Source organism: Clostridium sp. HBUAS56017 (assembly GCF_007115085.1).
Taxonomy (GTDB): Bacteria; Bacillota; Clostridia; order Clostridiales; family Clostridiaceae; genus Clostridium; species Clostridium cibarium.
Window position 1 is genome coordinate 13,978 of sequence record NZ_SULK01000026.1, and the last position, 15,174, is coordinate 29,151.

18 protein-coding genes are annotated in these 15,174 nt (G+C 30.6%); 16 read left to right on the top strand and 2 right to left on the bottom strand.

Annotated features, from left to right (window positions below):
- The first annotated feature begins 1 nt into the window (after position 1).
- The 6 genes from mnmG to FAY47_RS17370 all read left to right on the top strand — a co-directional run bounded on the left by mnmG (position 2) and on the right by FAY47_RS17370 (position 5,866).
- A complete protein-coding gene (gene mnmG, locus FAY47_RS17345; RefSeq protein WP_143318196.1) occupies positions 2-1,885 on the top strand; it encodes a tRNA uridine-5-carboxymethylaminomethyl(34) synthesis enzyme MnmG in 1,884 nt (627 codons plus the stop codon).
- A 20-nt stretch (positions 1,886-1,905) separates the two neighbouring features.
- Positions 1,906-2,625: a 16S rRNA (guanine(527)-N(7))-methyltransferase RsmG gene (gene rsmG, locus FAY47_RS17350; protein ID WP_143318197.1), complete on the top strand. Its 720-nt coding sequence runs from the start codon at positions 1,906-1,908 to the stop codon at positions 2,623-2,625.
- 131 nt (positions 2,626-2,756) lie between these two features.
- Positions 2,757-3,539 (top strand): nucleoid occlusion protein, encoded by a 783-nt coding sequence (gene noc, locus FAY47_RS17355; protein ID WP_143318198.1) that lies wholly within the window; start codon positions 2,757-2,759, stop codon positions 3,537-3,539.
- A 148-nt stretch (positions 3,540-3,687) separates the two neighbouring features.
- On the top strand, positions 3,688-4,455 hold the full coding sequence (locus tag FAY47_RS17360) for an AAA family ATPase (protein WP_143318199.1): 768 nt from the start codon (positions 3,688-3,690) through the stop codon (positions 4,453-4,455).
- Positions 4,456-4,463: 8 nt separating this feature from the next.
- Complete coding sequence (locus tag FAY47_RS17365) at positions 4,464-5,318, top strand: ParB/RepB/Spo0J family partition protein (RefSeq protein WP_143318200.1); 855 nt, start codon at positions 4,464-4,466, stop codon at positions 5,316-5,318.
- A gap of 41 nt (positions 5,319-5,359) precedes the next feature.
- On the top strand, positions 5,360-5,866 hold the full coding sequence (locus FAY47_RS17370; protein WP_243129653.1) for a DUF4446 family protein: 507 nt from the start codon (positions 5,360-5,362) through the stop codon (positions 5,864-5,866).
- A 105-nt stretch (positions 5,867-5,971) separates the two neighbouring features.
- On the opposite strand, the gene yyaC is transcribed toward FAY47_RS17370, so the two are convergent.
- Together yyaC and FAY47_RS17380 are read right to left on the bottom strand one after the other, a co-directional pair.
- Entirely contained in the window at positions 5,972-6,571 is a 600-nt protein-coding gene (gene yyaC / locus FAY47_RS17375; RefSeq protein ID WP_143318202.1) for a spore protease YyaC, read from the bottom strand.
- A gap of 56 nt (positions 6,572-6,627) precedes the next feature.
- The gene (locus FAY47_RS17380; RefSeq protein WP_143318203.1) at positions 6,628-7,776 is read right to left on the bottom strand and encodes an aminotransferase class V-fold PLP-dependent enzyme; all 1,149 of its coding nucleotides are present in this window, start codon (positions 7,774-7,776) and stop codon (positions 6,628-6,630) included.
- A 181-nt stretch (positions 7,777-7,957) separates the two neighbouring features.
- On the opposite strand from FAY47_RS17380, the gene FAY47_RS17385 reads away from it, so the two are divergent.
- The 10 genes from FAY47_RS17385 to lonC form a co-directional block, all read left to right on the top strand.
- Complete coding sequence (locus tag FAY47_RS17385; protein ID WP_143318204.1) at positions 7,958-8,194, top strand: DUF3343 domain-containing protein; 237 nt, start codon at positions 7,958-7,960, stop codon at positions 8,192-8,194.
- 19 nt (positions 8,195-8,213) lie between these two features.
- Entirely contained in the window at positions 8,214-9,104 is an 891-nt protein-coding gene (locus FAY47_RS17390; RefSeq protein WP_143318205.1) for a mechanosensitive ion channel family protein, read from the top strand.
- Entirely contained in the window at positions 9,094-9,285 is a 192-nt protein-coding gene (locus FAY47_RS17395) for a DUF951 domain-containing protein (protein ID WP_143318206.1), read from the top strand. Before FAY47_RS17390 ends, FAY47_RS17395 begins: the two co-directional genes overlap by 11 nt.
- Before the next feature lie 102 nt (positions 9,286-9,387).
- The gene (rpsF, locus tag FAY47_RS17400; protein ID WP_143318207.1) at positions 9,388-9,675 is read left to right on the top strand and encodes a 30S ribosomal protein S6; all 288 of its coding nucleotides are present in this window, start codon (positions 9,388-9,390) and stop codon (positions 9,673-9,675) included.
- Between the two features lie 14 nt (positions 9,676-9,689).
- Positions 9,690-10,139 carry a single-stranded DNA-binding protein gene (gene ssb, locus FAY47_RS17405; RefSeq protein ID WP_143318208.1) on the top strand — a complete coding sequence of 150 codons (450 nt, stop codon included), beginning with the start codon at positions 9,690-9,692 and terminating at the stop codon, positions 10,137-10,139.
- Between the two features lie 25 nt (positions 10,140-10,164).
- On the top strand, positions 10,165-10,410 hold the full coding sequence (gene rpsR / locus FAY47_RS17410) for a 30S ribosomal protein S18 (protein ID WP_143318209.1): 246 nt from the start codon (positions 10,165-10,167) through the stop codon (positions 10,408-10,410).
- A 144-nt stretch (positions 10,411-10,554) separates the two neighbouring features.
- Positions 10,555-10,875: a MazG-like family protein gene (locus tag FAY47_RS17415; RefSeq protein ID WP_143318210.1), complete on the top strand. Its 321-nt coding sequence runs from the start codon at positions 10,555-10,557 to the stop codon at positions 10,873-10,875.
- 21 nt (positions 10,876-10,896) lie between these two features.
- The gene (locus tag FAY47_RS17420; RefSeq protein WP_143318211.1) at positions 10,897-12,849 is read left to right on the top strand and encodes a DHH family phosphoesterase; all 1,953 of its coding nucleotides are present in this window, start codon (positions 10,897-10,899) and stop codon (positions 12,847-12,849) included.
- A gap of 3 nt (positions 12,850-12,852) precedes the next feature.
- Positions 12,853-13,299, top strand: a complete 447-nt coding sequence (gene rplI, locus FAY47_RS17425) for a 50S ribosomal protein L9 (protein WP_143318212.1) — start codon at positions 12,853-12,855, stop codon at positions 13,297-13,299.
- A gap of 12 nt (positions 13,300-13,311) precedes the next feature.
- On the top strand, positions 13,312-15,174 hold a 1,863-nt coding region (gene lonC / locus FAY47_RS17430), incomplete at its 3' end, for a Lon family ATP-dependent protease (protein WP_143318234.1).

Sequence of the window (15,174 nt, forward strand, 5' to 3'; positions counted from 1 at the left end):
AATGAATTATAATGCAGGAGAATTTGATGTTATAGTTGTTGGAGCTGGCCATGCAGGTTGTGAAGCCTCTTTAGCAGCAGCAAGAATGGGATTAAATACATTAGTATGTACTATAAATTTAGATTCTATAGGAATGATGCCATGTAATCCGAATATTGGAGGTACAGCTAAAGGACATCTAGTAAGAGAGATTGATGCGCTAGGTGGGGAAATGGGAATAAACATAGATAATACTTTTATTCAATCGAGAATGTTAAATACATCTAAGGGACCAGCGGTTCACTCGCTAAGGGCACAAGCTGATAAGATGAGATATCAACATAGAATGAAAAGAGTATTAGAAGAACAAGAGAATCTTCAAATTAAGCAAATAGAAGTTACTAAGTTACTAGTTGAAGATAATAAAATATGTGGAGTAGTAACTAAAAACGGAGCTACATATAAATGTAAGGCTGTAATATTGGCAACTGGTACATATTTAAGGGGAAAAATTATTATTGGAGAAGTGAGTTATAACGGAGGTCCTAATGGATTATTCCCTGCAAATGATCTTTCACAATCTCTGCTAGATTTAAAAATAAATCTTAGAAGATTTAAAACAGGTACACCAGCAAGGATTAATAGGCGTTCTGTAGATTTCTCAAAAATGATTAAGCAAGGTGGAGATGATACTATAGTACCATTTTCATTTATGAGTGGAGATATTTCAAGAAAGCAAATTTCTTGCTATCTTACTTATACAAATGAAGATACTCACAATATAATTCGTGAAAATATTGGAAGATCGCCAATATATAATGGATCTATAAAAGGTATTGGGCCAAGATATTGTCCGTCAATAGAGGATAAGGTGATGAGGTTTCCTGATAAAGTACAACATCAAATATTTATTGAACCAGAAGGGGAAGATACATTAGAGATGTATGTTGGGGGGATGAGTTCATCATTACCAGAAGAAGTTCAAGTTAAAATGCTTAGAACTTTACCAGGGCTTGAAAATGTTGAAATACTTAGAACTGCATATGCAATAGAGTATGATTCAATAGATCCCACTCAATTAAATCCAACATTAGAATTTAAAAATGTTCAAGGCCTTTATGGAGCAGGTCAACTAAATGGAAGTTCAGGATATGAAGAAGCAGGATGCCAAGGACTTGTAGCGGGTATAAATGCAGCTTTAAAGATAAAAGGAAAAGACCCATTAATTTTAACTCGTTCTGATGCATACATTGGTGTGTTAATTGATGATCTTGTAACAAAGGGAACGAATGAACCTTACAGAATGATGACATCTAGAGCTGAGTATAGACTTCTTTTAAGACAAGACAATGCAGATTTTAGGTTAACTGAAATAGGTCATAATATTGGGTTAGTTACTGAAGAAAGATATGATAAATTTATTAATAGAAAAGAACTTATTGAAGATGAATTAGATAGAATAAAAAATCTTCAAATTACAAATAAAAGAGAAGTGAATGAATTTTTAGCAAGTCTTGGCTCTGCAGAATTGAAAAAGCCAACTAGTTTATATGAATTAATTAAAAGAACCGAATTAGATTATTTTGCTTTAGAACCTTTAGATTCAGATAGAGAACATTTTAGCAAAGATATAGGAGAGCAAATAAATATAGTTGCTAAATATGAAGGGTATATAGCGAGCCAATTAGAACAGGTTGGGCAATTTAAAAAGTTCGAGAAGAAGTTAATACCAAGTGATTTAGATTATGCTGAAATTAAAGGGTTAAGAACTGAGGCTATTCAAAAATTGAGTGATATTAGGCCTATAAGTATTGGGCAAGCATCTAGGATTTCTGGTGTTTCTCCAGCTGATATTTCGGTTTTGTTAGTTTACTTGGAGCATCAATATGGAAAGAAAAGAGATTAAACTAAACTCAGGAGGTAAATATGAGTTTTTATGAATTAATGAAGGAAGCATCTCAAGATGTTGGCATGTCATTAAGTGAAGTGCAATATGAGAAATTTATTAAATATATGCAGCTTGTGCAAGAGTGGAATAAGAAAATTAATCTTACTGCAATAATAGATGATGAGCAATTTATTAAAAAACATTTTATTGATTGTATTAAAGCTTTTAAAAGTGATAAACTTAAAAATGCTAGAAATTTAATCGATGTAGGGACTGGAGCTGGATTTCCAGGAGTTCCTATTGCTATTATGAGAGATGATATTGAAGTTACATTATTAGATTCACTAAATAAGAGAATTAATTTCTTGAACTTAGTAGTTAAGGAATTGAATTTAACTAATGTAGTAACTATTCATTCTAGAGCAGAAGATGGTGCCAGGTTAAAAGATTTAAGAGAAAATTTTGATGTTGCTACATCTAGAGCTGTTGCTAATATGACAGTTTTATCTGAATTCTGTCTTCCATATGTAAAAGTTAATGGTTATTTTGTTGCTTTGAAAGGGCCAGCAATTGATGAGGAACTTAAAGAGTGTAGGAATGCACTTGGTGTATTAGGTGGAAAGCTTGAAGATGTAATTGAATTAGATATTGAAGGAACAGATTTAAAGCATAACATAGTGGTTGTCAAAAAGACAAAAGAATGTCCTACATCGTATCCTAGAAAAGCTGGAATTATAACTAAAAAGCCACTAAAGTAACAGATAACAGCATATGTAATTAATATTAGGCTTTCCAACAAAAAATAATTGTAAAAAGAAGGAAAAAGTTAAGCGTTATAGAATTTATAATTAGACAAATAAGTTAAATGATAAGGATGGGGTTAGGTAATATGAGTAATGAAATAATTAGTGTGAAGATTGATGATATAATTCCTAACATGTATCAACCACGAAAGTACTTTAAAGAAGAAGCATTAATGGAGCTTTCGCAATCAATCAGAGAACATGGAATAATACAACCTTTAACTGTTAGAAAGCGTGGAGAGATTTTTGAACTTGTTGCAGGTGAAAGAAGATGGAGAGCGGCGAGACTTGCAGAACTTGAAGAAGTTCCTTGTGCAGTTGTAGATATTACGGATACTGAATCAGCGCAAATTGCTTTATTAGAGAACTTACAAAGGGAAGATCTTAACTTCATTGAAGAGGCAGAAGCCTATTATAATTTAATTCAGGATCATCACTTTACTCAAGAAGAAATCGCAGTTAAGATGGGAAAAAATCAATCAACTATTGCAAATAAATTAAGATTACTAAAATTATCTGCAAAGGTCAGAAACTTATGTTTAGATAATAAACTTACTGAAAGACATGCGAGAGCTTTGCTTAGTATTCCAGATGAAGAGCTTCAGCTTAAAATTGTTGAGAAAGTTATAACAAAAGGATTAAATGTTAAGAAGACGGAAGAGCTTATTAATAAGGAATTATTAAAACTTGCAGGGAAACAATTAAGTGGGAAAGAAAAGAAAAAAGTAAAATCGGTTTTTCCTGCAAAGTTATATGTTAATACAATTAAGCAAGTATTTGATAAGTTTAATATACCTGCAGCGTATAAGTTTGATGAAAAAGATGATTACATACAAATCACCGTAAATATACCGAAAAATAAAAAATAAATTAAGAATAAATTAAATTTAGTAGTATTGTATTTTATTGAGTAATATAGTACTACTTTTTTTCTAAAATTCCTTTAAATATTATAAGTTTATATATATAATATTAATATGGAGAGGGGGTGTGGCTCTATCGTTTAGAGCTTTATATATGAAGGTAGTTTGTATATTCAACCAAAAAGGTGGAGTTGGAAAAACGACCACTAATATTAATTTATGTTCTTATTTAGCGATGGAAGGGTATAAAGTTTTAACTTTAGATATAGACCCCCAAGGGAATACTACTAGTGGTTTAGGATTAGATAAAAGAAATTTAGAACTATCTATGTATGATGTATTAACTTCAGATACAAGGCTAAAAGATGTTGTTATAAAAAGTGACTTAATTCAGAACTTATCAATAGCGCCTTCAACAATGGAATTAGCAGGTGCAGAAGTTGAGATGATAGGAAAGGACAATAGAGAACAAATTCTTATTAACAAAATACGAGAATTAAATTCAGAATATGATTTTGTTTTTATAGACTGTCCTCCATCATTAGGTGTTTTGACTATTAATGCTTTAACATCTTGTGATTCAGTTCTCATTCCTATACAATGTGAGTTTTATGCGTTGGAGGGGGTAAGTCAACTTGTTAATACGATACAGTTAGTTAAGAAGTCGTTAAATAAGGATTTAGAAATTGAAGGTGTCTTAATGACTATGTATGATTATCGTACTAACTTAAGCAATGAAGTATATAAGGAAGTAGAAAAATATTTTGATGAATTGATGTTTAAGAATACTATACCTAGAAATATTAGGTTAGCTGAATCACCAAGTTTTGGACTTCCTATTATGTTATATGATGAAAAGTGTAAGGGTGCAGAATCATATTTAAATTTCACTAAAGAGTTTTTAGAAAGGCAGAATTTATAGGTGAGGTTATGGGTAAAAAGTTTGCTTTAGGGAAGGGGCTTGGTGCTCTTATTCCTGATGATGTTCAGAGTAATGATTCATCGAATAATTTATTGATTTCATTAAACAAAATTAAAAGCAACAATGAACAACCAAGAAAAGCATTTGATAATGATAAAATTGTTGAATTAGCTGAATCAATAAAACATCATGGAATAATTCAACCGTTAATATTAAAAGAACAAGGGAAAGAGTACGTAATAGTAGCTGGAGAAAGAAGATGGCGTGCAGCAAAACTTTTAGGGTTAAAGGAAGTTCCAGCAATAATTATGGAATTAACTGAAAAGCAAGTGCTAGAGATATCTTTAATTGAAAATATTCAGCGTCAAGATTTGAATCCAATTGAAGAAGCATTAGCTTATAAGAAGTTACTAACAGATTTTAATATCACACAAGAAGAACTTAGCAAGAGAATAGGAAAGTCAAGAACAGCTATAACAAATAATCTAAGATTAATTAATTTAGATGATAGAGTTCAACAATACCTAATTGAAGGAGTTATATCAGAAGGTCATGGAAGGACATTGTTAGGAATAACAGATGGTGATCTTCAGTATGAAATTTCTCAAAAGATTATTGATGAAAAACTTTCTGTAAGAGAAGTTGAAAGATTAATAAAGAATATCTTAGATAGTGATAATAATCGAAAAAAGGTTAACAATAATAATGAGTTAAATCCATATTATAAAGATGTTAGAGATAAGCTACAAGATTATTTTGGAACAAAAGTTAAGTTGAGTAGTAAAAATAATAAAGGAAAAATTGAAATAGAGTATTACTCTGAAGAAGATCTTCAAAGAATATTAGATATAATTAATATATAAATGTTTCACGTGAAACATTTTATGAAAGGATGAAAATCGTTGTGGAAAGTGTTATAAATAGTTTAAATGAGTATATACCATATATACTTGGAGGGATGTCAGTTATTATACTACTACTATTTATATTAGTCATAGTATTATTTAAGTCAGTAAATAAATTGGAAAACAAGTATAGAAGATTAATGAGGGGAACTTCAGGTAAGAATTTAGAAGAGTTATTGATAAGCCAGTTAGAGAATATAGAGAAAGCAAATAGTAATTCTCAAGAAGCATTAGATAGATGTGCAGATATGAGAGAAAGAATAAAGGAATGTGTTCAAAAGATTGCTATAATGAGGTATAAAGCGTTTGAAGATGTAGGAAGTGATTTGAGTTTCTCTGTAGCTATTTTAGATGAAAATAACGATGGAGTAATGTTAACAGGAATTTATGGGAGACAAGAAAGTACTACTTATGCAAAACCGATTGATAAAGGAATATCAAGATATGATCTTTCAGAGGAAGAAATATATGTTTTAAATGAAGCTACTAATAAAAGTAGTAAATAAAAGAGATGGGAAACCATCTCTTTTATTGTTGTAACCTAAGAATAGATAAGTTATTAACAAAGCTTCATAAAATAGATTGAGATATTCTATTAGGAGCAGAATCCATTAAACATTTGGAAATGTAATGATATCTTCGATATATTGAGTTGAACTACTATTTCCAGATGACTTTAATATGAAGTGGTATATACCAGCAGATATACAATCAGCTAATTCCATTACTATATAAAGTCTTGTATTTTGTAATACCATGAATTCGAAACTGCCAGAAATATTAACGATTCCAGTAATACTCATGTTGCCGACTGGAGGAAGTTTTCTATTAACTGCCAACCCAGGATGGAGTGGTTTCCTATCAATAAAAATCTTCCCTATATTTTGAAAGCTTCCAAGACAAGCATCAACAGCAATAATAAATGGATCGTCAAAGTTCTCGTATATTCTTTGAATAATTATTTCTAAGTTTTTAGAATGAATTGGATTACTTAAACTACCATAAATATAAAAGTTTTTCTTTTTAAGATATCGTAATTTATAGCCAATTAAAGGACCCAATGAGTCACCGGTAGAACGATCTGTGCCGATACATAGGAAAATTATACACTTGCCAGATTTAATTATTGGTTTAAGTTCTTTATATAAATAATCTCTAATCTTTTCATATGAATTTGGAATATTAGAATCAACAGAAAAACATGTACTCATAAAACAACCTCCTATAATGGAATTATTTCCAATACAGGAGGTTGTTATGCAAGAAATTAAAGATTATCTCTCAATTTACTTAATATGTTTAAGGTGTTATATATGTCAGTTTCTGAATTGAAATAACTTAAGCTAAGCCTAACAGTTCCAGTTGGATATGTGCCAATAGCCTTATGTGCTAAAGGTGCACAATGCAATCCAGAACGGGTTTTTATTCCGTTAGAATCTAAAAAATAAGAAACTTCAGAAGGATCTAGAGATTTATGATTAATAGACAAACATGTTGTTGATTTTTTGTTATCTAAGTCACCATATACTGTAAGATCATCTATATTTAAAATTCCATCAAGTAAAATAGATCTGAGATAGCTTATTTTCTCCCTTATCGTATTAATTCCTATCTGATTAATAAAATCAATACCGCTAGATAATCCAATTATACCAGGCATATTCATGGTTCCAGATTCAAATTTATCAGGCAAAAAAGACGGCTGCTTTAATGAATAGGATAAGCTGCCAGTACCACCGCTGAGCAGGGGAGAGCATTCAGTGTTAAGTTTGTCATCAATAACAAAGCCACCAGTTCCTTGTGGGCCAAGTAAACTTTTATGGCCTGTAAAGGCGATTGCATTAGCTTTAATTTTATTAATATCAATATCTAATACGCCTGCAGACTGGGCTGAGTCTACAACAAAAAAGATATTGGAATCCTTACAAATTGTACCGATAGTGTCTATATCTTGGATTGAACCAGTAACATTAGATGCATGGGAAATAACACACATTTTAGTATTAGGTTTAATTAAATTTTTTATATTCATTGGATTGATAAAACCTAATTCATCAGCATGTACCAGATCAACGGATATTCCAAGATTTTGTAGGTCTGATAACGGCCTTAATATTGAATTGTGCTCCATGCATGATGATATCACGTGATCACCAGGCTTTAGGGTTCCTCTAAGTAGGATATTTAAAGAACTGGTTATATTATTTGTGAAGATTATATTACTTGGTTTATCGAATTTAAAAAAATCAGCTATTTTTTCTCTAGCTAATAAAAGTTTTCTGCTACTATCTAATGAATTAGAATAATTTGATCTGTTTGCATTGCCACCAATATTAATAAGATAATCATAAATTGAATCTGCAACTGCTTTAGGTTTTGGAAAAGTGGTGCTTGCATTATCTAAATATATATTCATAAAAACTCCTTTTGAATCTAATTACTATTCTTCATAATTTTATGCTATTGTAAAAATAATAATACATAATTAAGAAATGAGAAAGTTTTTTTATATATAATAGAATTATCATAGCTTTATAAAATATAAAAAATATATATAATAGAGATATAAATTATATTTTTAACTTTAGGAGGGAAATATGGAATACTACGTAATTGTATATAAGAACACACATGATGCAATGTTAGCAGAAAAGAAATTAACTGAGAATAATTTTGATTTCAAGATAATGCCAACTCCAACATCGATAACTCAAAGTTGTGGTATATGTACTAGATTTGAAAAGGAAAATGAAATAACAAACATAATAGAGAATAATATAATTGAGTATAAGAATATATATAAAAAAACAAAAGAAGGATTTAAGACAATTTAATGCAAGGAGAAAGTAGAATATGCTTATAAATTTAGATTTAGGATATGACAACTTTAATGTAGGTGGTATAACTTTTAGTGTAGCCGAAGTTGAAGGCCTAATAAATCAGGGAATAAGAATAATTATTATATTAATATTAATGTATTTAACTATAAAAATTGGTAAGAGAATAATTGATAAGTTTGTAGAACGTCAAATTAAAAGCAATGCAAGATTTAGCATGGACAATCAAAAAGCAAAAACCATAGGAGGGGTATTAAAGAGTGTGTTAAGATATGTAACATACTTTTCAGGGCTTGCTCTAATATTAGCTGATTTCTTTGGAGGAATGTCAGTTGCAATGGCTAGTGTTGGGGGTGTTGCTTTAGGGTTTGGAGCTCAAAGTCTTGTGAAAGATGTAATTAATGGTTTCTTTATTTTATTTGAAGATCACTATGGCGTTGGAGATCACGTGACTATAGGAAATTTCACAGGAATAGTGGAAACAATAGGGATAAGAACCACTTCTATAAGAGATTTTACTGGAGACTTACATCTGATTCCAAATGGAACTATAACAACAGTAACTAATCATTCAAGGGGAAATATAAAGTTTATAGTAGATGTAGAAGTATCTTATGAGGAAAATATAGATAATGTAATTGGAATAATATCAGAAGTAACAAAGAAATTTGAAGAAAGAAATGAAGATATTACAAGTCCTATCGAAGTGTTAGGAGTGAATTCAGTAAATCCATCTAAATCAAGTATGATAATAAGAGTTTCTGGAGGTAGTAAACCGTTAAAACAATGGAGTATGGAAAGAAAATTAAGAAAAGAAATAAAGGGTGCTTTTGATGAGAAGGGAATAAAGGTTCCACAACTTATAACAGAACCTATAATAAAGAAGGAGGATAAATATGATAGATAATTTTAATTTAGGCGATGTGGTTGAAATGAAAAAACAACATCCATGTGGAAGTTACGAATTTGAAGTAATTAGATTAGGTGCAGATATAAAGATAAAGTGTACGGGATGTGGAAGGATAATTATGATTCCGAGATCGAAATTTGTTAAAGGAGCAAAGAAAATAATAAAAAGTGTAGTTTAATAAAAAATACTTGAAAAAAAGAATGTGAAATGATAAAATAATAAATTGTAATCCCTGCTGTGCAAAGCACAGCCGTTAGTCCGAGGGGAGGAGGTGAATAAGATGAGAAAGTACGAAACTATATTCATACTAAGCCCATCATTTGATGAAGAAACTGTTAAAACTAACATCGAAAAGTTTAAGGGTGTAATAGAAAATGGTGGCGGAACTGTTGAAAATGTTGATTTCTGGGGTAAGAGAAAACTTGCTTACGAAATTGCAAAAGTAAACGAAGGTTACTATACATTAGTTAACTTTACTGCTGGTCCAGAATTACCAAGAGAATTAGATAGAATATTCAGAATTACTGATGGAGTTATCAGACACATCATCGTTAAAGAAGAAGCATAATTGGAGGAATTGTAATGAATAAGGTTGTTCTTATAGGAAGACTTACAAAAGATCCAGAATTAAGATTTGCTGCTGGAAGTGGAACTGCTGTAAGTAGATTCACAGTAGCTGTAAATAGACAGTTCAAAAAAGATGAAACAGATTTTATTAATTGCGTAGCATTTGGTAAAACTGCGGAAACAATATCTCAATACCTTACCAAAGGTAGACAAATAGCTGTTACAGGAAGTATCAGAACAGGTAGCTATGATGCTCAAGATGGTTCAAAAAGATATACTACAGATGTTGCTGTAGAAAGTTTTGAATTCATAGGTTCTAATGGTGGAGCTAGAGATAATGCTGATTCATTTAATGGCGGATATGATAATACTGATTATTCGGCTAGACCAAAGAACGATGCGTTCAGTGGTGGAAGCTTTAATGACGACATAACTCCTGTAGATGATGGAGATATGCCATTCTAAAAATCAAGGTAAGGAGGGAAATATCATGAGAGATAGCAGAAGACCAGGTGGTAAGATGAGAAGATCTAAGAGAAAAGTTTGTGCTTTTTGTGTTGATAAGGCTGAAAGTATAGATTATAAAGATGTTGCTAAGTTAAGAAAGTATGTTACTGAAAGAGGTAAGATATTACCAAGAAGAATTTCTGGAACATGTGCTAAGCACCAAAGACAATTAACTGACGCAGTTAAGAGATCAAGAAATATAGCATTATTACCATTTACAACAGAATAGTAATAACAGCCTCTGATGGATATCAGAGGTTTTTTTGTTACAAAAAAATATATTACAATATATGTAAAAAAAACGTAACTATTGTTGCATTACTTCACAAAAAAAATTACAATATATATACAAAGAGAAATAGGAGTGAATATAATGAAGCATAGAGAACTTAATATTATGGCTAATGTAAAAATAATTGAAAATTTAAAAGCTCAGTTACTTTGTATTATTGGAGAATTTTTTAGATTATTAACAAAAGGAAGTAATGTTGCGCAGGATGCAATATTAGACTGTATATCAGGTGCTATAATAATTCTTTATGTATTAGGTAGAAAGCTTGGTTACTCTTTACCAGAGATAGATCATGTCATGAAAAGTAAATTGGATATGGGAATAAAGGCAGAGGATGAAGTTGAAAAGGAAGGTAAAAGCCTTAGTGAATTGAAGAATTATATAAGTAAAAGGAGAGATTAATTTTATCTAGGAGGCTAATATATGAAAAAGCTAATAAGTCATCCATATCTGAGGCAGTTGATTCTAGTTAGCATCATTGTTGTATGCTGGTACTTTAATTTTTTAACACTTGGAGTTGCAGCATTTATGTTGTACTTAGGAGATAATTTCTTTTTTATTAGAAAATATTATAAGAATCAAAATGAAGTCCAAAAGTTTGTTAGTTACTTAGATGAAAGTTTATCAAGTAACTTTTGCAATTTAAATATACCAGTAGTTTTAGTTGATGAATTTGGTGAAATTGTTTGGAACAATTTTAATTTTATTGATTTGAATAAAGGAGAAACTCAAGTTGGTAATAATATTACAGGTTTAATTAGAGGTTTAGATATTAATAAATTATTTGAAGAGAAAGATAAAAGTCATCAAAGACTCAATTTTAATAACACTCTTTATGATATAAGTAGCAGTGATGTTGTAAATGAAAATCAAAAACTTAAATTAATTTATTTTAATGATATAACTCATTTAATAGATTCACAAATGTCTAAGGATAGCTTAAGAGAAGCTGTAATATTAATAGAAGTAGATAACTTAAATGAAGTGTTAGATGTAACTGATGAAGGTGATAGACCTTTAGTAGTTGCTGAGGTTGAAAGAAAAATAAATGCTTATGCTCAAAGAATAGGCGCAATGATAAGGAAATATGATACGAATAAATATGTTTTATCGGTTCAAGATAGATATATTCAAGAAGAGATTGAGAATAAGTTTTCTATACTAGATGAAATTTCAAAGATAAATAAAGGAAATAGAATGGAACTGACACTTAGTATAGGGATTGGACGTGGTGGAATGTCCCCATATGAGAATAATGGATATGCAACGGTTGCTAAAGAACTTGCTTTAGGTAGAGGTGGAGATCAAGTAGTTATTAAAAGTAATGAGGAAATAAAGTTTTTTGGTGGAAATACTAAAGAATTTGAAAAGAGGACTAGAGTAAGAGCAAGAGTTGTTTCTCATGCCTTAAAAGAATTAATATATGAGAGCAGCAATGTATTTATTTTAGGTCATAAAAATCCTGATATGGATTGCTTTGGATCAGCTGTTGCACTATCGTCTACAATAAGACAGCTTGGGAAGAGATGCAATATTGTGATAAATGATGATACAAATCCTATTAATTATTTTTTAGATAAATTAAAGAAAAATGAAAAATATAAGAATGTATTTATTTCAGCTGAAGAAGCGTATAAACTGATCGATGAAAATACTTTAGTAGTTATAGTGGATGTTCATAATAGAAGTTACGTAAGCAATTTAGATATAATAGAAAAGGTTAAGAGAAAAGTAATAATAGATCATCATAGAAGAAGTGCAGACATAATAGAGGGAACTATGTTAAACTATATTGAAGTGTATGCTTCTTCAACGTCAGAGATGATAACAGAAATTATTCAATACATAACAGATAGACCTCAATTGTCAAAAGAGGATGCAGAAGGTCTCTTAGCTGGAATATTTATGGATACTAAAAGGTTTTCTTTTAAAACTGGAGTTAGGACATTTGAAGCTGCATCATTTTTGAGAAATAAGGGTGCAGATACTATTGAAGTAAAAAAAATGTTTACTGATAATTTAGAGGATTACCTGACTATAGCAGAGACAATCAAATCTGCCAAAGTGGATAAGGAAAATAATACAGCTATAGCAATCTGTCCTGATAATGTAGATACAGTAATTGTCGCAAAAGCGGCAGATGAATTGTTAAATATATCAGGAATATTAGCTTGCTTTGTTCTCGCAAATATAAATAATGAAATTTATATTAGTGGTAGATCTACAGGAGATATAAATGTGCAAGTTGTATTAGAAGCCCTTGGCGGTGGCGGACACATGAATATAGCAGGAGCCAAATTAGACAATGTTAGTATAGAAGAAGCATTAGAAAAATTGAAAGAAGCAATGACGAAATATTTAAGGGTAGGTGAATAGATAATGAAGGTAATTTTATTACAAGATGTTAAAAGTATTGGTAAAAAAGGTGATGTTATAAATACATCAGATGGATATGCTAGAAATTTTTTGTTTCCAAGAAAATTAGCAGAGGAAGCAACTGATTCAAATCTTCATATTTTAAATAATAAAAAAGAAAATGAAAGAAAGCAAAAACTTGCTGAAATAGAAGCAGCACAAAAGTTAGCTGGAGAATTAAAAGGGAAGATAGTAAAAATAACAAGCAAAACTGGCGAAAGTGGAAAATTATTTGGAGCAATTACAAGCAAGGATGTAGCAGCATTAATAAAAACACAATATAAGGTTACAGTAGATAAGAAAAAGATTGTTATGGACACAATAAAGGTTGCAGGAGAATATGAAATAGAAGTTAAATTGTACCCAGAAGTATCGACTAAAATGAAAGTTAATATTGTTCCGCAACAATAAGGAGGAATATTAGTGAGCTTAAAAGATGAAGAAAATTTTTTACAAGAAGTATTACATGGAGATTTAACACAACAATCACAAGTAAATGTATTATTTGAGGTATTAGGAAATGTACTAGAAAAGGGTGCAATTAGGGCTAGGACAATAAAATATAAACTTAAAAAGTATGTAGACTCAATAAATATATGTGAAAGAGTATATGCTTTAAATGTAATTGCATCCGATGGAAAAGGTCTAAAAGTAGTGCCATCAGAAGACGAAATAGATAGTGTGTTAGAGGATACTGTTGATTTTGTCGCTGAAGCTATAGCTAGAAAATATGTGCAAAGTCAAATAGAAACTAAAGTTGAACAATCAATAATAGAAAAACAAGAAAAGTATATGGATGAAATAAGATTATCTGTATTAAAGAAAGAAAAGGGAAGCGAAAATAATAAAACTAAGAAAAAGTATGATGAATTAGTTAGTTTAGATCAAAAGGTGACTAGTAAGAATATAATGAGTTTTTTAAGACCAGAGGAATTATATGAGGTAGTAGGGCAAGAGAGGGCTGTAAAATCTCTTATTTCTAAGCTATCATCACCATATCCTCAACATATAATATTATATGGACCACCAGGGGTTGGTAAGACGACAGCAGCAAGATTAGCATTAAAGGAAACTAGAAAATTAGAATTTACTCCTTTTAATGAAGAATCTAAATTTGTTGAAGTTGATGGTACAACTTTAAGATGGGACCCAAGAGAAATTACTAATCCATTATTAGGATCAGTACATGATCCAATATATCAAGGGAGTAAGAGGGACTTAGCAGAAATAGGAGTTCCAGAACCAAAACCAGGATTAGTTACAGAAGCTCATGGTGGCATATTGTTCATAGATGAAATAGGAGAGTTAGATACTATATTACAAAATAAGTTGCTAAAGGTGTTAGAGGATAAAAGAGTAGAATTCTCATCTTCATATTATGATCCTGATGATGAAAATACACCAAAGTATATAAAATATCTTTTTGATAAAGGGGCTCCGGCCGACTTTGTATTAATTGGTGCGACTACTAGAGAACCTAGGGATATTAATCCTGCTCTTAGATCAAGATGTACGGAAGTTTTTTTTGAACCATTATCGGCAAAGGATATTGAAGAAATTGTTGATAATGCGGCAAGAAAATTGAATGTTAAGTTAGAAGATGGAGTATCTGAATTTATTAGCAGATATACAATAGAAGGTAGAAAAGCTGTAAATATATTAACTGATGCATATGGTCTTGCGTTATATAATGAAAAAAGAGTAGAAGTTGAAGGAATTGAAATTAGATTAGCCCACGTAGAAGAGGTTATTTCAATTGGAAGATATACTCCATTTGAAAGAAATAATGATGAAAGTAAATTTGAAGTTGGGCATGTGTATGGGCTTGGAGTAAGTGGTTTCTTAGGATCTACTATAGAAATAGAAGCAGCTGTTTTCGAAGCAAAGAAAACAGGCGCAGGGACAGTTAGATTTAATGAAACTGCTGGTTCAATGGCTAAGGACTCTGTGTTTAATGCAGCATCTGTAATAAGAAAGATTACAGATAAGGATATTAGAGATTTTGATATTCATGTAAATGTAATTGGTGGAGGAAAAATAGATGGTCCTTCAGCAGGTGCCGCTATTACTGTATGTGTAATTAGTGCCTTATTGAATAAAGGAATAAGACAAGATGTAGCTATTACAGGAGAGATATCTTTAAGAGGGAATATAAAACCAGTGGGTGGAATATTTGAAAAGGTATATGGAGCAAGAAGAAAAGGAATTAAATTAGTTATGGTTCCAAAGGATAATGAAAAGGAAATCCCAACAGGATTAACAGATATAGAAGTAAAAGCAATTAAT